Annotated in this window: 17 protein-coding genes and 1 pseudogene; 1 reads left to right on the top strand and 17 read right to left on the bottom strand. The window is 74.5% G+C overall.

Annotated elements, in window-relative coordinates; all coding sequences use genetic code 11:
* Positions 1-102: 102 nt before the first annotated feature.
* A pseudogene (locus J5Y04_RS16555) lies at positions 103-1316 on the bottom strand (trans-acting enoyl reductase family protein).
* Between the two features lie 226 nt (positions 1317-1542).
* Between J5Y04_RS16555 and J5Y04_RS16550 the strand changes: the two are divergent.
* Positions 1543-2283, top strand: coding sequence for an HAD family hydrolase (locus J5Y04_RS16550; RefSeq protein WP_374106040.1), 741 nt, complete (start codon positions 1543-1545; stop codon positions 2281-2283).
* Between the two features lie 7 nt (positions 2284-2290).
* On the opposite strand, the gene J5Y04_RS41825 is transcribed toward J5Y04_RS16550, so the two are convergent.
* From J5Y04_RS41825 to J5Y04_RS16465, 16 genes are all read right to left on the bottom strand, one after another.
* Complete coding sequence (locus J5Y04_RS41825) at positions 2291-4963, bottom strand: phosphotransferase (RefSeq protein WP_307853150.1); 2673 nt, start codon at positions 4961-4963, stop codon at positions 2291-2293.
* A gap of 87 nt (positions 4964-5050) precedes the next feature.
* Entirely contained in the window at positions 5051-6148 is a 1098-nt protein-coding gene (locus J5Y04_RS16535) for a Gfo/Idh/MocA family oxidoreductase (RefSeq protein WP_209412785.1), read from the bottom strand.
* Positions 6145-7227, bottom strand: a complete 1083-nt coding sequence (locus tag J5Y04_RS16530; RefSeq protein ID WP_209412784.1) for a phosphotransferase enzyme family protein — start codon at positions 7225-7227, stop codon at positions 6145-6147. The genes J5Y04_RS16535 and J5Y04_RS16530 overlap by 4 nt, the downstream gene beginning before the upstream one ends.
* Positions 7214-8392 (bottom strand): glycosyltransferase, encoded by a 1179-nt coding sequence (locus tag J5Y04_RS16525; RefSeq protein WP_209412783.1) that lies wholly within the window; start codon positions 8390-8392, stop codon positions 7214-7216. Before J5Y04_RS16525 ends, J5Y04_RS16530 begins: the two co-directional genes overlap by 14 nt.
* Positions 8386-9141: an AP endonuclease gene (locus tag J5Y04_RS16520; protein ID WP_209412782.1), complete on the bottom strand. Its 756-nt coding sequence runs from the start codon at positions 9139-9141 to the stop codon at positions 8386-8388. The genes J5Y04_RS16525 and J5Y04_RS16520 overlap by 7 nt, the downstream gene beginning before the upstream one ends.
* Positions 9138-10094, bottom strand: coding sequence for a hypothetical protein (locus J5Y04_RS16515; RefSeq protein WP_209412781.1), 957 nt, complete (start codon positions 10092-10094; stop codon positions 9138-9140). The genes J5Y04_RS16520 and J5Y04_RS16515 overlap by 4 nt, the downstream gene beginning before the upstream one ends.
* Before the next feature lie 45 nt (positions 10095-10139).
* Entirely contained in the window at positions 10140-11066 is a 927-nt protein-coding gene (locus J5Y04_RS16510) for a hypothetical protein (RefSeq protein WP_209412780.1), read from the bottom strand.
* A complete protein-coding gene (locus J5Y04_RS16505; RefSeq protein WP_209412779.1) occupies positions 11063-11932 on the bottom strand; it encodes a hypothetical protein in 870 nt (289 codons plus the stop codon). The genes J5Y04_RS16510 and J5Y04_RS16505 overlap by 4 nt, the downstream gene beginning before the upstream one ends.
* Entirely contained in the window at positions 11926-13077 is a 1152-nt protein-coding gene (locus J5Y04_RS16500) for a hypothetical protein (protein ID WP_209412778.1), read from the bottom strand. Before J5Y04_RS16500 ends, J5Y04_RS16505 begins: the two co-directional genes overlap by 7 nt.
* On the bottom strand, positions 13074-13934 hold the full coding sequence (locus J5Y04_RS16495) for a hypothetical protein (RefSeq protein ID WP_209412777.1): 861 nt from the start codon (positions 13932-13934) through the stop codon (positions 13074-13076). The genes J5Y04_RS16500 and J5Y04_RS16495 overlap by 4 nt, the downstream gene beginning before the upstream one ends.
* The gene (locus J5Y04_RS43535; protein ID WP_209412776.1) at positions 13931-15184 is read right to left on the bottom strand and encodes a pitrilysin family protein; all 1254 of its coding nucleotides are present in this window, start codon (positions 15182-15184) and stop codon (positions 13931-13933) included. The genes J5Y04_RS16495 and J5Y04_RS43535 overlap by 4 nt, the downstream gene beginning before the upstream one ends.
* Before the next feature lie 136 nt (positions 15185-15320).
* Positions 15321-15473, bottom strand: coding sequence for a hypothetical protein (locus J5Y04_RS16485; protein WP_209412775.1), 153 nt, complete (start codon positions 15471-15473; stop codon positions 15321-15323).
* A gap of 195 nt (positions 15474-15668) precedes the next feature.
* The gene (locus J5Y04_RS16480; protein ID WP_209412774.1) at positions 15669-16472 is read right to left on the bottom strand and encodes an ABC transporter permease; all 804 of its coding nucleotides are present in this window, start codon (positions 16470-16472) and stop codon (positions 15669-15671) included.
* Entirely contained in the window at positions 16469-17236 is a 768-nt protein-coding gene (locus J5Y04_RS16475) for an ABC transporter permease (RefSeq protein ID WP_209412773.1), read from the bottom strand. Before J5Y04_RS16475 ends, J5Y04_RS16480 begins: the two co-directional genes overlap by 4 nt.
* A complete protein-coding gene (locus tag J5Y04_RS16470; RefSeq protein ID WP_307853149.1) occupies positions 17233-18198 on the bottom strand; it encodes an ABC transporter ATP-binding protein in 966 nt (321 codons plus the stop codon). The genes J5Y04_RS16475 and J5Y04_RS16470 overlap by 4 nt, the downstream gene beginning before the upstream one ends.
* A complete protein-coding gene (locus tag J5Y04_RS16465; protein ID WP_209412772.1) occupies positions 18195-19403 on the bottom strand; it encodes a hypothetical protein in 1209 nt (402 codons plus the stop codon). Before J5Y04_RS16465 ends, J5Y04_RS16470 begins: the two co-directional genes overlap by 4 nt.
* Positions 19404-19754 lie beyond the last annotated feature (351 nt).

The following is a 19754-nucleotide window of genomic DNA, read 5'->3' as shown; positions in this document are numbered from 1 at the left end:
GCCGCAGGTGGACGGTGAGGATCTTGGCGAGGAGGAAGGCGGCTGCGGGTCTGTCGCGGCCGGTGAGGAGTCAACGGCCGCCCCGGCCCGGTGAGGCGGCCGCTACCGGCCGGGGGCGGTGGTCGGCGGGGTGTCCAGCACCCGGAAGGAGATGCCCGCCGCGATCAGCCGGTCGATCAGCGGCCGACCCATCGCCACCGCCGTGGTCAGCTGCCCCGCCACGGGCGGCAGGTCGTCGTACGCCAGGCACAGCGCCGACTCGGCGAGCATCTTCGCGGTCTCCTGGTAGCCGGGATCACCCCCGGACACCTCGGTGAGGACCGTCCGCCCGCCGTGCGCCCGCGCCACGAACCGGACGGCGAACCAGGACCGCTCCCGCTGCTCCGCGCTCGGCCCGTCGCCGGGCTTGCGCAGCCGCCCCAGGACCCGGCGCAGCAGTGGCAGCTGGGCGGCGACGGCGACCGCTGCCACCGCGGCGACACCGGCGACGGCGACCGGCAGCCGTCGCACCGCCGCGTAGTGCGCGTAGCCGAAGTCCGGGCCGTACTCGTCCAGCGCGGCGGCCGAGCGGGACACCACCTGCGGGTCGATCGAGGGCATCGGTACGGCCCAGGCCCGGGCCGCCCGCGACCGGTGCGGCCGGCCGGCCGGGGTGCGGACGAGTCGTCCCTCGGCCGTGGCTCCACCGCGCGGCGCGCCCGGGCGGCCCGGGCCATCGCCCGCGGTCGGGAGAAGGCCGTCATCGCGGAGGCGAGGGTGCCGCCGGAGACGGTGCCGCCGGCGCGGACGAATCCCTCGACCGAGAGCCGGGCCGCAGGGCCGCCGCGTCGCAGCAACTCCTCGACGGTGAACAGCACCCCGAGGTCGTGCGGCACCGAGTCGAAGCCGCAGGCGTGCACCAGCCGCGCGCCGGTGGCCACCGCCCGCTCGTGGTGCCGGAGGTACATCCGGTCGACGAACTCCGGCTCGCCGGTGAGGTCCACGTAGTCGGTGCCGTGGTCCGCGCAGGCTGCCACCAGCGGCTCGCCGTGCCGCAGGTACGGGCCGACCGTGGACATCACCACCCGGGCCTCGGCGGCCACGGCGCGCAGCGCCTCGCGGTCCGCGGCGTCGGCAGTCAGCAGGGGGAGGTCGGCGCAGCGCGGGTCGATCTGCGCCAGCCTCGTCCGGACGGCGGCGAGCCTGCGCTCGTCGCGTCCGGCGAGCGCCCAGCGGCAGCCCTCGGGTGCGGTTCGGGCCAGGTACTCGGCGGTGAGCCCGCCGGTGAACCCGGTGGCGCCGAAGAGGACGAGGTCGTACGTGCGCGACTCGGCCATCGGCAGTCCCTCCGTGCAGGTGATCGACTGCGTCACGCTAGGAGGACGTCGTGGCGCTGTCAACGCTCTCGGCCCCTGCCCGGTGCCGTGCGCCGGGTGCGCGGCGCGTCGTGCCCCTGCCGTCGGAGGCGTGCGCGATCGCACGACGGAGCTGCCCCGACGGCTCTTGCCGTGCCGCCGGGTGTGCTGGTAGTCAGGTGGCGAACCATCAGGGAAAGGACCCGTTGTGCTCGCTCACGTCCCGTCGGGTGACGGCCGGTGGCGCCGGTCGGAGGTGCAGGTGCGTGCGCTTGCGCTGGATTTCGGGGGCACGCTGGCCCGGCCGGGGCCGCGGGCGGACGGGGCGGTGATCGCGCGTGTGCTCGGCAGTGGACCCGGGGGTGTGCCGGAGGGCTTCGCGGCGGTGTTCGACGGGGTTGCGCGGCGGATGCGGGAGGAGGGCCGGGCGCTGGGTGTGCAGAGCGTCTTCGCCGAGCAGCTGGAGCGGGCGCTGCGGGAGTGCGGCGCTTCGGTTCCGGACCTGGAGGGCGCGATCGAGGCGGTGTTCAGCGCGGTGCCGGACGCCGAGGTCGATCCGGTGGCCGCCGAGGCGCTGCGGCGGCTGAGGCGTGCCGGGCTGCGGTGCGTGCTCGCCTGCGACACGCAGCGGCCGGAGAGCGTACGGCGCCGCACGCTCGTGGCCGCCGGCATCGCGGACTGCTTCGACGCGCTCGTCCTCTCCAGCACGGTGGGGGTCCGCAAGCCCCATGTCCGCTTCTACGAGGTGGTGGTGGCCGCGGCGGGCTGCCGGCCGGAGGAGATCCTCTTCGTCGGGGACACCCCGGCCAAGGACGCGCTCGGGCCGCATGCGTACGGCATGCAGGCGGTACTGGTGAGCCCGGAGCCGCCGGCCGGCCTGCCCCGGGAGATCGGTGTGGTCGGCCATTTCGCCGAACTTCCCGAACTCCTCGGGGCGGGCAGGGGATGACGGGCCGTCAGCCCTGCTCGGCGCAGTACAGGTCGTAGTAGGCGTCCCACAGTCCGGCTCCGGCGATCGCCGCGTCGGCCGGGCCGGTGTGGAGGCCGGCCGGCACCCGGTCGGGGTCGGCGCACAGGGTGGCGGCGGCGATCAGCGTGCCGGCGCGGTAGGCGTCGTAGCCCTGGGTGGGGATGGAGTCGGCCTGGAAGAGGTTCATCGAACGGCCGTTGCCCAGCAGGGTGGCGGTCCGGCCGCCGGGCAGGTCGAAGCGCAGCCCGATGCCGGGGATCTCGGTGGCGCCGGCACGGCGGGGACCTTCGGTCAGGACGGAGAAGTCGCGGGTGGCGAAGGGGGCGAGCAGTACACCGTCGGGCAGCGCGCTCAGGTCGGCCTCGGTCAGCGCGACTTCGCCGGTGGTGCCGACGACCAGGAACGGGGTGCTGGAGGAGAGGGCCTGACGGGCCGTGCGGTAGGTGGTGAAGCCGTTCTCGGCGGCGTCGATCAGGGCCGGCAGATCGGTGTCCACGACATCCACGCGGCAGCCCAGGTCGCGCAGTTGGGTGGCGAGCAGTGACCCGAGGGTCCCGTGCCCCAGCAGCAGTACCCGCCGACCGATGATCTTGCGGTCCGGTAGCAGGGTCCGCACCCGGCGCAGGCAGGAGTCGGCGATCTCGCGGTAGCCCAGGCGGGACTTGACCTGGGAGCGGGCCAGGTTCAGCACGGGTATCGCCAGCTCGCCGGCGGCGGCGATGCGCTTGATCCCGCTGACCGTCAGCTCCAGCGCCGCGTCGGCGGTGTGCGGAGCGGTGACGGTGCCGTAGCCGCGGGCCAGCAGTCCACCGTCGTCGACGACCAGGACCCGTCGGCCGGCCGCGTGCGCGGAGTCCAGGAAGGCGTCGATGTCGGCGCCGACCCGGGCGAGTTCGGCCTGGTGGGCGTCCGGGTCGTTGACGGCGGTGTTGTCGAGGATGTCGCTGCGGTAGCCGCGGGCCAGGAAGGTCGCGTGCACCCGGTCCCGGTTCCAGGTCTGGTCGCCCTTGTCCAGGGCGAAGATCCACTCGGCGGGGATACCGGCCCGTTCCATCGCGAGGACGAATCCCGTGCTGTGCTCCAGGTAGTGGTCGCGGAAGAGCAGCGCCCAGTCGTCGAAGGCGGGCTGGGGACTGCTGTAGCGCTCCAGCAGCGGCATGGCGTCCCGGATGCCGGCCAGTTCGCTGTCGGTGTAGGGCAGCGCACGGGCGGCGAGGGTGTCGCGCAGCTCGGCGGCGAACCGGCTCGCGCCGCGGCCGGGACCGGGGTCGATCAGCACGTCCACGGCGGCCGGCGGCGGCACCTGGAAGCCCAGCGTGCGCGGCTCCTGCGGCGGCAGGCCGCGCAGCCGGACCGTGACCAGGGCGTCCGAGGTGGCCGGGTCGGTGAGCCGGAGCGTGTCGGCGTCCGCGTGCTCGTACCGCAGTCGGTGGCGCTCGGCCAGCGCGGTGACGGCCGCCGTGACCGCCGCACCGCCGATCGGTCCGCGCAGCACCTCCCACTGGTCCGCTGGGGTGTCGCTCGCGTCCTGCATCGCGACGGTCGCGGTCATCGGCATTGTGGCGGTCGTGGTCATCGGCATTCCTTCGTTCGTGGTCGGGCCGCCGGACGGGCGTCGGCCGCGGCGGTGGGCCGCCTGCGCCAGCGCGCTCTCGACGTCGCCGAGGTGGTCCAGCAGCCGCTGGGCCGCGGCGTGCCGCAGCAGCCAGAACCGGTCCAGATCCGGTTGCAGCAGCCCGGGCTTGAGGTAGTGCTGCTTGACGCCGTACAGGCTGGTCAGCAGCTGGATCAGGGCGACCCGCGCGCAGGCGGTGACGTCGGCCGCCGGCAGGAGCGGATTGGTCTCCAGGTAGCTGCCGACGAGGTTCACTCCTGAGGTGATCCAGTCCTCGTCCAGCACGACCGTGCGCGGGTCGAAGGCGATCCGGCCCAGCTCGTAGGCGGCCAGGAACGACTCGGGTGGCAGGAAGTCCAGCACCGCGGTGAGTTCGTCGCCCTGGAACAGCAGGTTGACGGCGGAGTAGTCGCCGTGCAGTACCTGGGTGGTCAACGGTGGTAGCCCGGCCAGAAGTTCGGGGATCCCGCGTAGCACTTCCCGCCGCTCGGTCAGCGTTCGCAGCGCCTGCTCGTCGAACTCGCCGCGCCGCGGCCGGCCGCCGGCGATGCCCAGCAGCTTGTCGACGGTGGCCTCCAGCAGCCCGAGGTCCGGGTGCAGCCAGTCGTCGACGGCGGCCGTCGGCCGGCGCCCGGCCGGGTGGTCGGCGAACGCGCTGTGGATGCGGCCCAGGGCGGCGCCCGCGGCGCGCTGCTGGGCGGGGTTGAGGCCGCTGTCGACGATGGCGCCGGGCATCCACTCCCAGACCGAGACGGTGGTGGAGCCGTGCCGGACGACGGTGGCTCCGCCGGCGGCGGGCCGCACCGCCGCCACCGGCACCCGCCGCAGCCGGGCCAGGCGGGTCTGCTCGACGGCGGCCCGCTCGGCGCCCAGGTCGGTCACGCCGTCCCGGTAGTGCTTGACGAACAGCAGCCGGTCGCCGACGCGGGCACGGTAGTTGACGGTGACCTGGCCGACTGGCAGCCGCTCCAGCACGGCACCGGGCAGGCCGTAGGCCTCGGCGAGCACCGCCGTGAGATCAGGCTGCGCTGCAGGGTCCGACACTGCCCCTCCTCGTTGCGTTCGGTCGTTCGGGCGTCGCCCCGGCGGGGGCGGTGCGGCGGTCGCACGAACCGCACTGCTCCGGGTGGTTCACCCGGGGCGCACCATGGTCGGTGTCCGCAGCCGCAGCTGCTCGGCGGTGCGGGCGATGAGCTCGAGCGGCGTCAGGTCGACCCGGGGGCCGGGGCCGGCGGCCTGCAGCAGGTCGATGCCCCGTCGGATCGCGGTGTCGAGCGGCGAGTCGTGGATCACCCGGTCCGCCAGCAGCCGGCCGCCCCGCTGCACGGTGAGGCGGTGCGCGTTGCGGGGCAGCCGCCAGCCCCCGGCGGCGGCCACCGGGTCGAGGTCCAGCCGGAAGGCGGTGTCCCCGGCACGCAGCAGGACGAACCGGCTGCGGTGCTCGGCGCCGGCCGGCAGCTGCCGCCAGCCGCCGGTGTCCGTGGGCGGCGGGCCGACCGGGGCGGGCGCGGGACCGAGGATCGCGGAGTGCAGCTCCAGCTCGGTGCCGCAGGCCAGTTCGGTCCGCTCGGTCAGGGCGCTGGTGAAGAGCTCCGGATGGTAGGAGGCGTGCAGTTCCCGGGCGTGCTGCCGCCCGCCCAGGTACTCCCGGCTCGCCGCAGGCGGTACCAGACGGCGCAGTACGGCCAGCATGTGCAGCCACTCGTAGCCGAGGACGCCGTAGTCGAGGTCCACGAACCGGCCCGCGGCGATGTCCGAGGAGCGGTCCTTGGTGAACACGATCCGCAGCGACTCGGGTATCCGGTGCCCGGGTTCGTGGACCCGTACGGCCTCGGTGAGCAGGTCCAGTGCCCGCGCGTGCGCGTACTGGTCGATGACCACCACCCGGGCCTGCGGGTGGGCGGCGAGCAGGGAGCGGAGTTCCGCTATCTCGTGGCTCGGGCAGGCCGGCTTCTCCAGCAGCACCCGCGCGCCCGGCTGCCTGGCCAGCACGGCCCGCAGGACGCGCAGGTGCTCCCCGGTCGGGCAGCAGACGGACCACAGGTCCGTGCTTGCGACGATCCGATCGGGCAACTGCTCGACGGTGGTCCAGCCGGCGGCGCCCGTCGGGTCCGGCGCCGGCTGCGGTTCGACGATGGTGAGTTCGGCCCCGAGGCCGCGCAGGACGGCCTCGTGCAGCCGTCCCGCGACGCCGAAGCCGACCAGGCACACGCGCAGGGGTGTCGTCACTGTTGCTCCGATGTCAGTGGCGGAAGTCCAGTGGTCCAGGGTCGGGCGAGCCCCGCCACGCAGACCCGCAGGGCGTCCTCGATCTCGTCCAGGCGGCCGAGCAGGAGCTGCGCGGTGCGGTCCCGGTGGAGCCAGAAGGCGTCCAGGTCGTCCTGGAGCGGCCTGGGGTCCAGGTAGTGCTCCTTGACGCCGTACAGGCTCCGCAGCAGGTGGGCCAGCCAGATCCGCGCGCTGAGCACCAGGTCCTGGGCGCGGGCCCCGGGATGCTCCGCGGCGTACGCGGACACCAGCCGGCAGGCGTTCTCCGGCCAGCTCGACGACTCGGCGACCTGCTCGGGAGGGAAGGCGATCCGGCCGATCTCGTAGGCGGCCAGGAACGGGTCGGGCGGGCGGAAGTCCACCACCGCGACCAGCCGGTCGCCGTCGAACATCAGGTTGAGCGCGCTGTAGTCGCCGTGCAGCACCTGGCTGGTCAGCGGGGGCAGGCCGGTCAGCAGGCGCGGGACGGCGCGGATCAGCTCACGGCGGCGCCGCAGGATCTCGGCCGAGCGGAGGTCGAACGCGCCGGGGGCGGGCAGCGCGTCGATCCGCGCCAGCAGCCCGTCGATCCGGGCCCTGGCCGCGCCCTCGTCGAAGGCCAGCCAGTCGCGGGTCTGCCGCGGGAGCCCCGTGGGGGCGGGGTGGCCGGCGAACCGGCGGTGGATCCGGGCCAGGGCGGTGCCGGCGGCTTCCGCCTGGCCGGGCGTCAGGCGCGGCTCGGAGCTGCCCGGTTCGACGTACTCCCACACCGACAGCGCCAGCGGCCCGTCGGTGCTGACGGTGCGTCCGGCGGTGGTGCGGAGCAGCCGGGGGACGGGGACGCCGGCCTCCGCCGCCTGCTCGGCCAGGTCGATCGCCGCCGCTTCGGCCGCCAGGTCGGCCTCGGCGGGGTACTGCTTGACGAACAGTCGGCCGTCCGGCCCGTCGGCCCGGTAGTTCCGGGTGCCGTGTCCGGCGTGCAGCTGCGTCACGTCCCGCACGCCGAGCCCGTACCCGGCGGCCAGGGCAGCGACCACGGCGGCCGTGTCAGATCGTTCCATGGTCTTCGCTCTCCCCCCTGAGGTGGTCTCCGCCCTGTGTGCCGGGGTCGGGTGCGCCGACGCCGGATGCGCCGACGCGGTGTGCCGGTCCGCTGCCGCCGGTTCCGGCGACGAGCAGGTGCGCCTCGGCGATGGCCTCCCAGGGCCCGGTCTCGTCCGGTTCGGGCCGACCCCACCTGGTGTCGGGGTGGGCGGCGGCCAGTGCCAGCGACGCCGGCAGGTCGGCGGGCGACTCGTGCAGGTAGGCCGGATGACCCTGGGTCATCTCCCGGATGCTCGACAGCGCCGGGGCGACCAGTGGCACCCCGCACACCACCGCCGTGCCGACCGAGCTGGGGTGGATCGCCTGCGTGAAGAACCGCTGCCCGCCGTCCGTCCGGTAGTTGCAGACGGCCACCGCGGCCGCGTCGTGCAGGTGCCGGACGTGGCCGGGGTCGACCCGCCCGGCCCACCGGTGCACCCGGTCGCTGCGGCGGGCGAGGTCGGTGACGGCGGCCTCCAGTTCCTGGTCACGGCAGGGACCGACGACGTACAGCTGCCCGTCCGCGACCTCGGCCCGCAGGAACGCCTCGATCACGCCCGGGACGTCCTTGTAGGCGGAGATGTTGCCGGCCAGCAGGAACGCGCGGCTGTCCGCCATGGCCGCGGCCAGGCGGGCCGGCCCGGGCGGCAGCGTCGGCGCGGCGGGGGCCGGCAGCCCGGCCCAGCCGCAGACCGCCACGCGGCCGCCCACCCCGGGCAGGCCGCGGACGTGCGCGGCGTCCGCCCGGGTGTGGCAGAGCACGGTGTCCGCGACCGCGAGCAGTCCGGACACCACCGCCAGGTCGGCCTCCGACGTCTGCGGCACGTCGATGGGGTAGAGGTTGTGCACGGTCCAGACGATGCGCCAGCCCTGCCGTCGCAGCCCGTACAGCCGGCGGACCAGCTCGGCGACGAGCACCGGGTCGGCCGTTCCGCCGGCGTCCCGGTAGAGGCGCTTGAGCCGGTGCAGGTTGAGCACCCCCGGAGCCTGTGCCTCCAGTCCGTCGAGACCGGGCTGGAAGCGCAGCTCCATCCGGCCGCCGACCGCCCTCTCGAACTGGGTGAAGTACGGGCTCGGCCAGCGCGGGTAGTCGGTGACCACCACCCACGGTACCGGCGGGTGCGGGACGGCGGCGGTCACCATGTGTCCCCCAGCCAGGTGATCGCCTGCCGGTAGCGGGCCAGGCAGGTGGCCGGGGAGCGGTCCGCCCCGGTCCACTCGAAGGCCAGCTCGATCTGTGCGCCCCGGGCGGCCGCGTCCCGCGCGGCCTGCAGCAGCAGCCGGTGACCGGGTGCCGCGAACCCGTCGCCGCGGTCGGAAAGGTGGACGGCCGCGGCCCGGGCGACGAGCCGGTCGGCCAGGGCGCGGTCCGGCGCCGGCGCGCAGCGGTCGAACTGCAGCGAGTCGGCCAGCAGCGCGGCCTCGGGCAGCAGGTCGAGGAGCCGGTCGGTGAAGTCGAGTGCTTCCGGCGTGAACCAGTCCGGCGAGTGCGGTTCGATCAGCAGCGGCCGCCCGCGCAGCCGGGCCGACGCGGACCGTGACCAGCTCTCCGGCGGATCCGTCGCGAGCACCCGCACCGCCCGGGCGCCCAGCGAACCGCCGCGCTCGGCCAGGGCGTCCAGCTCCGCCAGCGCGGCCGGGTCGTCGGCCAGCAGCGCGGCCAGCTCCAGGTCCGCGGTGACGGCGGTCACCGGTACGGTGCGGTCGGCCAGTGCGCGCCAGGCGGCCAGCTCGGCCGGCGCGCGCTCCGACAGGTGGTGGCCGCGCGGCCCGCCGCGCAGGTGCACGAACGGGACGGCCTGGGCGGCGGCCCACGGCAGCAGCTGCTCGGGCGGCAGGTGACGGACCCCGATGCTGTACAGGCCCAGCGGCGGACGCCCCTGGCGGGTCACGACGCGCTCCAGTCGAGCAGCAGCAGCGGCGGCTGCGGACGCCGGCCGGCCAACAGCGCACGGTACAGCTCGGGCGCGTGGTCGCCGGGGGTGACATGGCACCAGTCGGCGAACTGCTCGGGGGCGAACCGGGCCGCCAGCCAGTCGCCGACCTCCCGGAACCGGGCGACGCGCTCGGCTGCCCGGCGACCGCCCAACTCGTGCATGCCGAGGACCCGCAGGGAGGACCGGTGCACCAGCAGCGGGTCGAGCGGGGCGGCGTCCTGCGGGGTGCCCAGCAGCCCGACGGTCGCGCCGGGTGCGGCGGCGGCCAGCGCCTCGGCGAGCCGGCTGCCGGTGCACTCCAGGACGAGGCCGGCCGAGCCGTCGGCGACCGCCGGAACCACCCGTACGCCCGCCAGCCCGGCCACGGCGGGCCACGGCCGGGAGGATCGGACGTCCACCCGCGCCGCGCCGCGCCGCAGCAGCTCCAGGACCGCGCCGAGCGCGACCGGGCCGCTGCCCAGCACGACGGGGGGCGGGCCCGCCGGATCGGGAACCAGGTCTCCCAGGCCCAGGGCCGCCATCAGCTGGAACCGCGCGGCCGCGGCGACCAGCGGTCCATGGGCGGTGCCGAGCGCGTCGGCGTGAGTGGGATCGACCCAGCCGCCGTGCGGCGCCGGGGCGAGCACGACCTCTCCCGAAGCCGAGGCGGCCATCGCCATGTAGCCGGCGGCCCTGGTCTCTCCCGGGCGCCCCGTACGCAGCCGGCGCAGCTCGGTGCCGGGGCTCAGCAGGCTCGCGGTGCACGCCCTCGCCCGGTCGGGCCGGGGGCCCGGCGCGGGCGGGGTCAGGAGCACCTGGCCGTCGCGGAACCAGAGCCGGGCGCCGGTCGCCGCGGCCTCGTCCCCGCCGTGGTGGGACGTCGGCCCGACGTCCGACGGCCGGCCCTGCTGCTGATGGGGCTGTGGCATGTCCTGCCTTCGCTCGGTGGTACGGATGGTGCCGGTGATGCTCTGTCAGGCCGGGACCGGGACGAGGACGTCCTCGATGCCCGCGGCGATCTGACCGGGTGTGCCGAGCGCCGAGAGCACGGGAGCCCGGTCCGCCAGCCGCGTCGTCAGCGCGAGCCGCGCCCGGGTCAGCTCCGGCGGCTCCAGGCAGCGCAGCGGTGTGTCGTCGCAGCGCAGCACCCGGTCGAGTTGGTGGCCGCTGGCCTGGTAGAGCCAGGAGTGCCGCAGCTGGCGTTCGGCCCACCGGACCAGCGGCGACTCCCGCTGGTCCACCCGGACGTGGACCAGACGCACCGTCCGCCGAGCGGTCGGTGCGGCGTGCGCCGGTGGCAGCAGCGGCGCCAGGTCGGCGGTGTCGTCCGGTGCGACCGCCGGTCCGGGCAGGTACCGGCGGGCGGTGCCGGGCAGGTAGCGGGCCACCTCGGCACTGCGGACCACGAAGGCCGTGGTGCCGCCGAGGTACTCCGGGGAGCCGTCCGGCAGGACCCGCAGCAGGGACACGTCGCCGGAGAGCGGCTGCCAGCCGCGCTCGTGCAGGGCGAGGGCGGTGAGGGTCTTGCCCGCCCCGTGGCCGCCGAGCAGCAGCAGCACCTGGTCGTCGCGGGCGGCGGCGACCGCGTGCAGGGTGAGCACGCCCCGGCCGAGGTGGCGGCAGTGCAGCACGGCGTTGAGGAACCGGCGCACGTCGTCCGGGGCGGCGGTGTCCGGCAGCTGCGCCGTGTCGAAGTCCGGGTCGGTCCGGAACCCCGCTGCTCGCGGTCCGGTCGCCGGGCGTGAGCCGCAGCCGCAGCCGGCCACGGTGGCGCCGGGCAGGTGCGGGACGATCCGGGGCCACGCGGTCCGCAGGGAACGGGGCAGTTGCACGTGCAGCGGGCCGGCCGCCGTGGAGACGTCCCAGCTGCCCTCGGCGGGTGCGGTGGGCGGCGTGGTCATGCCGTACGGTCCTTCGGTCGGCGCTGCGCGGCGGCCACCAGGTCGTCGGCGAGGTCGGCGACGGTGCTGAACTCCACCGGGGCGAGCGCCTCGCACCGCCGCAGCAGCCGGGTGGTGTACTGGGCGAACTCCTCGCACCAGGAGGCGTCGGCCCGCACGAAGTCCCACCAGTGGAAGGTGATCACGCCGATTCCGGTGGGCGCCGCGATCGCCATCACGGACTCGGCCAGCTCCTCGGCCGGCGGACCGGCACGTCGCACGCGCTCGTAGGAGACTCCGGTCGTCTGGTAGACGTCCAGCGCCGTGCCCACCAGGCGGTACGGGCGGCGCCGCTTGGCCTCGGCCCGGTGGTCCGGCCGGTCGGGGTCCAGGCCGAGTGCGGAGACCTCGGCGTCGGTGACGGCGCGGGACACGTGGAAGCCCTCGGCGAGGCACTGCTCGCGCAGCCCGGGATCGATGTAGTTGTGCGGCGGGATCAGCGTGCGGGTGCCGAACCGGGACCGCCAGCCGTGCAGGCAGTCGGTCAGCCGGGTGACCCGCCCGGCGGAGGGGGCCACCAGCTCGGCGACGGCGGGACCGGCCGGAGACCGGTGGTCGGCGTGGGTGAGGCCGTGCAGGGCGACCTCGGCCAGCCCTTCGGCCCGGCGGCCGTCCAGGTAGTCCAGCAGGCCCGGGTGGGTCGCGGTGGAGCGGGCCGCGGCGACCTCGCGCGGTGAGGCGACCGGGCCCAGGCAGCCGAGGGCGGGGAACGGGATGGTGCCCAGCACGACCGGGCGGCCTGCCCACACCCGGTCGTCGAGTGCCCGCAGGGCGGTGAGCGGGGTTCGGCCGTGCACGTCGTCCAGCCGCAGGCAGAGGGTCACCACGGCCGGTCCTCCTCCCGGTCGGTCGACTGAGCGTCACGACCCTTTTCCAGGAAGGCGAGGGCGGCCCGGTACAGCTGCTCGTCCACCAGTTCCTGGCCGACCAGCAGGAAGTCCGCGACCGGCGCGCGCAGCAGGACTCCCGAATCGAAGTCCTCGATCCGGGCCACCTGCCGACCGGGGTGGTCCGCGTCGCGCAGGTGCAGGCCGTGCACCGGCAGCCCGAGCGCCATCCGTCGACGGACGTCGCCGTCGCCGTCGCCGTCGCCGTCGGCGGGGGTGACCGGCGTGCTGCCGGCCCTGCGCTCGGTCTCGGCCCGGGCCGCGTCCCGGAGCGGCTCCATCAGCGCGGGGGCGGGCTCGGTGAGCAGCCGGGGCCGGGCGCAGGCGTACTCGACGAGTTCCAGCAGCTCCGGTGCCAGCAGGTACTCCCGCGCCGCCGCCACGACCTCGGCCGGGTCCGGCGCGTCGGGGGAGCCGAGCAGGACCGCCACGTCGATGGCGTCCTTCACGCCGAACGGGTGTTGGAACCTCTCCTCGGCGAGCGCGAGCAGGTTGGCGACCCCCGGATCGGTCGGCGCCCCGGCGCGGACCGGGACGTGCCGCAGGTCACCGGCGTGGACGAGCGTCGCCACCTCGATCTTGAGGTCGGCGTCGAGCAGCGGGTCCGGTGCGGGCCAGCACAGGGTCGCGACCAGGTCGCGGACCGGCCCCCGGGCCAGCACCGAGACGTAGAGCAGGTCGGGGCTGTACTCCGCGGCGATGCCGCGCACCACCCGCCACAGCGCCGCCTCGTCCGGTACCAGCAGGTCCAGGTCGCACATCGACCGGACCAGCGGACGGGGGTACCAGCGGGCCAGTGAGGGCCCCTTGACGACCCGTGCGGCGCCGGTCCGGGCGGCGGCCGCCGCGACCTGCTCGTAGCGGGCGATCCGCCCGCGGGCCCGGCTGACCTCGTCCCGGGAACCGCTGCCGAGGGTGTGCCCGTCGGCCTCGGCCACCGAGAGCGCGACCGCGGCGAATCCGGGAGAGACCGGGCGGGCGGCCCGGACCACCGCGCGTGGCGTGGCGTCCTCGTCGAGGCCGAGCATGGCGCGCAGGTTGTCCAGGTCGAGCGTGAACCGGGCGAGCGGTCCTTCGGTCATCATCGGGCACCTCCGGTGCCGTCCTGCGGCAGCGGCATGCGCCAGTAGGTGTGCCGCAGCCGCCAACCGGTGGTCAGGAGCGAGTCGAGGACCCGCGAGCGCCCGGTGTCCGGCCCGGCCGGGCGGGCGTGCACCACGTTCCGGGGGTGCACCACGTTGCCGACCAGCGGCAGGCCCAGGTCGTCGGCCACCGCGCGGGAGGCGTCGACGAGCGCGGCGGTGGTGGCCCGACGCAGCTGCGGGGGGTCGATCAGGATGTCCAGCAGCTCGACGAAGCGCCCTCCGTCGACGTCGTCGCCGGCCTCGCACAGCAGCGTGGCGTGGCCGATCGCCGTCCCCGAGGACCGTGCGATCAGCGAGCGCCGGTCGGGGGCCGCGATGATCTGCTGCGCGTGCCGGCGGGCCGCGGCGTCGTCGACGCTCCCGTGCTGGCCGGCGTTGTGGAACGCCTGTACCAGCCAGCGGGCCACCTGCTCGTCGTCCCGCCGGTCGGCCGGGGTGATGGCGATGCCGTCGGCCGGGGTGATGGCGATGCCGTCCGCCGGCGAGGTGGCGGCGCCGATGTGCTGGACGTAGCTGAGGTGGCGTTCCCACGGCTCGGGCATCCGCAGCTCGGCGGGGGTGCGGACGACCGCCAGGCGGCTGTCGGGGAAGTGCTCGGCCAGGAGCCGTGCCAGACGGCGGGCGGCGGCCCGGTCGGTGAGCAGGGCCGGGTCCGCGTACTCGACCAGGCACTGCTGCTCGCCGCTGAGCGGCTCCTGGTACTCCCCTGCCACGCAGGGGTGCCCGTCCAGGTCGACGACCAGACCCGCCTCCCCGGCGGCCCGCCAGTACTCCTCGGAGATTCCCCGCGGCGTCATCGTGCGGCCTCCGGGCGGACCACCAGGTTCAGCTCCGCCAGCAGATCGGCCGCGCTGCGGCGGATGTCGTCGGCGGTGACCGAGCGCAGCGCCGCGGTCTCCTCGTCGGTCGACAGGGGGGCGCTCCGGTCGAGTCCGCGCTGGGCCAGCAGACGGGCGTTCTCCAACGGGTCCTCGGTCTGCAGGGTCAGCCGCATGACCGCCTGCTTGCGTGCCGCGTCCAGATCGGCTTCGACCGGTCCGTCGGCGGCGAGCTGTTCGAGGAGCCCGACGACGACGGCCACCACCTGCGGGCCGTTGCGCGGTTCGGTGCCCACCAGGACGCGCCAGGCACCGGCCTCCTGGTAGCTGCGGGACCAGGAGGCGAAGGCGTAGGCCAGGGCTGCGTCGCCGCGCAGTGCCCGGTAGAGCCGGGAGGACGGGCTGGAGCCGAGCAACTGGGCGAGGACGCTGAAGGCGTGGCGCTGCGGGGCCGTGCCGGCGGCGGACCGTCCTCCCAGAGCGAGCCAGCAGAAGTCGTCCTCCGGCCAGCTGACGTCCAGGTCGCGGCGCAGGGCCGGCAGTGGGCGGTCGGCGCCGCGCTCAGGCAGCGGTCCGGCGGTGCTCGCGACCAACGGTGAGCTGCGGACCACGGACTCCACGGTCGCCGCAGACAGGCCGCCGACGCTGACCAGCGCCATGCCGCGGCGCAGGAAGTTGTCGTGGTGAATCGCCGCCAGGCCCTCGGGGTCGATCCGGTCGAGCTCCTCGACCGTGCCGCCGACCGGTCGGCCGAGCGGATGGCCGGCGAAGATCCGGGCCAGGAAGGCGTCCTGCACGACGTCGCTCGGGTCGGCCGCGGCGGAGGCCAACTCCTGTAGCACCACCCGGCGTTCGCTCTCCAGCAGGGACGGGGTGAGCGCCGGCTCGGCGATCGCGCCCAGCAGGCGTTCGAGCACCGCCGGGGCGTCCTCGGTGAGCACCCGGGCCTCGAAGACCATCGCCTCCAGGCCGGTGATGGCATTGGACTCGCCGCCTCGGCGTTCGATGTACTCGCTCACGGAGACGGCGCCGGACGCCGGCGCGGTCATCAGCAGGTGCTCCAGCAGGTGGGCGGCCCCGTTCGCGCCCTCGGGGTCGTGGCGGGCGCCGAAGCCGACGGCCAGGCAGAAGGAGGTGGTCCGCAGACGTTCGTCGGGGCGGCTGAGCACGGTGAGCCGGTCGGAGACCGGGTGACCGTGGAGCCGGATGCTTTCGACGGCCTGGGGCACGGGGCACCTCTTTCGGACGACTGCTGGGCCTGTGGGGGCCCGTAGGGCTGGTTGAGACTTCTGCGACGTCCGGTCGACGTCGGATCGGAAGGGGCCCCGCCGGGAAGGGCAGTGCCCTCCCCGGCGGAGCGGTCCGTCACATGGCGGACTTGATCTTGATCTTGTCCAGACGCGGACGCAGGCTCACAGCGTGCTGACGCTCCATTTCTTCCCCTCCTCCCGGATGCAATCGGTGGTGAATCGCGACCGGAATGCGGCGCATGTTCACCGGGTGCTTCGAATCAACCATGCCGACCGCTTTCCGTGCAAGCCTTCTCCCGGAATTCTCGACAATTGTCGACCCTTGCCGGACCGGCCGAAAAATTGGCATGCCAAAGCCGTCGGCCGGGCCGGATGAATTCTCCGGAAGGCCGACACCGCCGTGCGCGAAAAAAGGTCACCCCGTCCCGTCGGGGCGTCGTTCTACTGACCGAATCCCAGGGAGTTACTGACCGAATTCCAGGGAGCCGTCGCGCCGTCCGCGCTCGGCAAAGAAATGGAATGCCAGGACGGCGATGCCCAGCCAGACCGCCCCCACCAGGACGACGGCCGCCGCCGGCCGCCACACCTGCCCGGCCGGACTCCCGGCGGCCAGCGCGGTCATCGCCCGGTTCCCGTAGGTGACCGGCATCGCCTCCGCCAGCAGGCGGATCGGGCCGGGCCAGTAGTCCACCGGCACCTGAATTCCACAGAAGGTCATCATGGCCAGATAGGCCACGTTGGACGCGATGTTCCGCAACTGGGCGGCGTTGAGCACCAGCACGCTGAGCACCAGTCCGAAGCAGTAGCTCGCGACGGCCGTCAGCAGTTGCAGAATGATCACCGCGGGGATCTGCGCCGCACTCCAGTGCAGGCCGAACAACGGCCCGAGGGCCAGCAGCGCGACCGACGACGTCGCGACCCCGCTCGCGATCCACTGCAGACTCCGGCCGAAGAACACCGGGGCGAGTTCAGCCGGCGAGGCGACCAGCAGCGGAAGGGTGCCCGCTCTTCGCTCCCAGACGCTGGAGGCGACGACCATCATCGACTCGATCACGCAGGTCATCACCGAATTGCCGATGAACCGGGCCTGGGAGTGCCCCGGCGAACCGAGCACCTGCCCGGCGAGGGTGAAGAAGACGACCTGGGAGAGCATTCGGCCGACCCAGCCGAAGGTCCATGACTTCCAGGTGTAGGTGGCCGCGAAGTCGGCCGCCGCGTTCCGCGCGCTGTAGGCCACCACGCGCAGCGGCTGTACCAGTGATGTCATGCCTGCCCCAGTGTGCCCAGGACCCGCACCCGCCGCAGCACCTGCCGCATCAGCAGCTGGCCGGCCACGAACCCGGTCGCGCCCAGCACCAGCACCATGGCCAGCCGGCCGGCCAGTTGGGGTACGTCGGGCGGGGCGAGGGAGTCCCGCAGCAGCCCGGCTCCCCAGTAGAGGAAGACCGCCCGGCTGAACGGCTGCAGCCACCCCGGCAGGAGGCTCACCGGCACCAGCACCCCGGCGAGCAGGTAGACCGGGTAGCTCAGGGTGTTCTGGAAGATCCGGGCGGAGCGGGCCAGCACGAACACCGCCGCCATCATGGTGGCCGTCCCCGCCATGGCGAGCACGGTGGCCGCCAGCGCCGCCACCAGCACGGCCGGATGGGGGACGGGCACCACGATGCCGAAGCAGAGCCACCCGACCAGCCAGGTCTCGACGAAGGCCAGCATGCTCAGCGCGACGGCTGCGCAGATCCGGCCCATGATCACGACCGACAGCGGGGCCGGCGTCGCCACCAGGGCCTCCAGCCGCCCGCCGCTGCGCTCGCTGCTGATCAGGTCGCCGGCCACGAACAGCGACATCGTCCACACCGCGATGAGCACCGGGGCCGCCACCGCGTACGGCGTGAGGGCGGAGCGGGCCGCCTGCTGCGTCATGGAGAGGAACATCAGGCTGAAGAACGGGGCCGTCACCAGCACGGCCAGGTCGCCGGGCGAGCGGCGCATCAGCAGCAGTTGGACGCGGAAGGAGGCGGTGAACGTCCTCATCGGCCCACCGCCATACCACGGTCCCCGATGAGTTTGAAGTAGACCTCCTCCAGGCGGGGCCTGGTCGTGGCCAGCGAGGTCACCCCCCGGTCGACGAGCAGGCCGATCACCGCCTTGGTCGCGTCCGTGCCGGCGACCTCCACCCGGTACCTGCCCGGGGAGAGGGTGGTGACGCCGACCACCCCCGGCACGGCGTCCAGCCCCTGCGGCGCCTCGGCGGCGTCGCTCTCGAACTCGATCCGCTCGTTGCTCGACACCAGGGTGCTGAGCGCCTGCGGGTGTTCGGTGGCCAGCACGCGCCCGCCGTCGATCAGGGTCACCCGGTCGCACACCGCCTCGGCCTCGGCCATGTCGTGGGTGGTCAGCAGGATCGTCCGGCCCTCGGCCTTCAACTCGGCGACCAGCAGCCGGAAGTCGCGCGCGGCGACCGGGTCCATGCCGGTGGTCGGCTCGTCCAGCAACAGCAGCCGCGGATCCCCGACCAGCCCCCTGGCCAGGTGCAGCCGCTGCTTCATGCCCCGGGAGAAGCCGTCGACCTTCTCGTCGGCGCGCTCGGCCAGGCCCACCCGGGCGAGCAGCTGCTCGGTCCGGGACAGCACGGCCCGGCGCGGCAGGCCGTACAGGGCGCACCAGTAGTGCAGGTTCTGCCGGGCCGTCAGCCGCGAGTACAGGCCGCGCTCGCCGCCGAAGACCACACCGACACTCCGGCGCACCTGCCTCGTCCTGGACACCACGTCCTCGCCGAACACCCGGACACTGCCCGAGCTGGGCAGCAGCACGGTGGCGAGGATCTTGCACAGGGTCGTCTTGCCCGCCCCGTTGGGACCGAGCAGCCCGTGCACGGTGCCCTCGGCCACCAGGAAGTCGAGCTCGTGCAGGGCGACCACCTCGCGCCGCTCGGCACGTCGACCGCGCCCGAGCGCGTAGCTGCGCCGCAGCGCCACGGCTTCCACGGCGGTCACCGTGCCACCTCCGCGAGCCCCAGGGCGTCGCACACCTCGGCCAGGAACTGCGGCATCCGGTCGTTCACGTCGCGCCCGTAGCGCACCCGGACCGCGGGAAGGCCCTCCAACTCCCGGCACAGCGCCGGGCCCCCGCCCTGGACCGGGGCCGGAAACCGGGACCGGTCGATCAGCCCGAGGAAGTCGGTCATGAACTTGAGTTCGCCCGCATCGGCCAGGAACTGCCGGCTCCACCCGGCCGGCCGGTCGAGGACCCGCTCGATGGTCCAGCCGCGCCGCTCCTGCTCCGGCTGCGGCAGCACCACCGCGGCGGGGACCGCCTGTCCGACCATCCGCGCCCCGGTCAACTGCTGGAACTCGTCGAGATCGAGGTAGACCCGCTTCCGGGTGGCCCGCCCCCACGGTAGCGACTGCGCCCCCTCGAACGATCCGGTCGGCGTGCCGTGCCGCCGTAGCGAGGCCTGCTCGAAGCGGGCCCGGGCCGGATGGCCGATCAGTGCGGCGGTGCTGACCCCGAGCCGGTGCGGCCACCCGTGCACGCGCACGGGCAGGGCGGGCCGCTGCGGTGCCCCGGCGAGAAGGAGCAAGTCGTCCGAGACGACGTCCCACTCGGCGCGGCTGCCGGCGAGGAAGCTGAGCGAGGACTTGCCGCCGCCGCTCGGCGCCAGGAAGAGCAGCGCCCGGTCGGCCCGGGACACGGCAGCACCGTGCAGGAAGACGGCGCCGCCGGCGCGCACCCCGGCCGCCAGGACGAACTTGAGGAAGCGCACCGCGGGCCTGAGCGAGTCGGCGTCGTCGCAGCACACCGCGAGCTCGACGGCGGCGTCGCCGGGGACCGCGCTGATCAGCATCGGCGGGTGCAGTCCGTCGTCCTGGACGACCGTCACCCGTTCGGTGCCGTGCTCCAGGACCGCCACCTGCGTCTCGTCCAGTTGGAGCCGCGGCGCCCGCGGGTCGGCGGTCGGCAGGGCGTCGGGCGCCGCCGCCACCACGCGGACCGTGAAGAGGTCCGGGTCGGGGTCCGGGGTGACGGCGAAGGTGGGGCTGAGCAACCGGGCGGCCCAGACGTCCAGTCCGGGCACCTCGGACTCCACCCTGATGGCGGCGCCGGCCACGCTCAGGCCGAAGAGCCGGCCACCCCCAAGCCGGGCCGGGGAACCGGTGCCCTCCGCGCCGGGTATTCCGGCCTGGTCTTTGGTGTGCATGGTGCCACTTCTGCAGGAGGAATATGAGCTTCCAAGAGGTACACGATGAATGGACGGATGACCAGGGGCTACCAGGGCATTCTTCGGCGCACTACAGGGCGTGGCCGAAATAATGCCGTGATCGACCCGATGTCGATGCCCAAGGATTGAACCACCGCCGCACCGAGAACCGTTGGGCCCGATCCGCGGCCCCGGTCGGACGGAGCGGTCCCGGAATTCTGCGAGAATTGAACCTCGTCGCACCCGGGAACCGTTACGCCCATCCGGAATCCCCGCCGAACGGCGGGTCGGAATCCCCGCCGAACGGCGGCCGCCGGAATCCCGAGAGCGCGGCCGGCCGGCGCGGGTCGC

Source organism: Kitasatospora sp. RG8 (assembly GCF_017813315.1).
GTDB lineage: Bacteria > Actinomycetota > Actinomycetes > Streptomycetales > Streptomycetaceae > Kitasatospora.
This window is presented reverse-complemented; position numbering and strand designations above follow the sequence as displayed.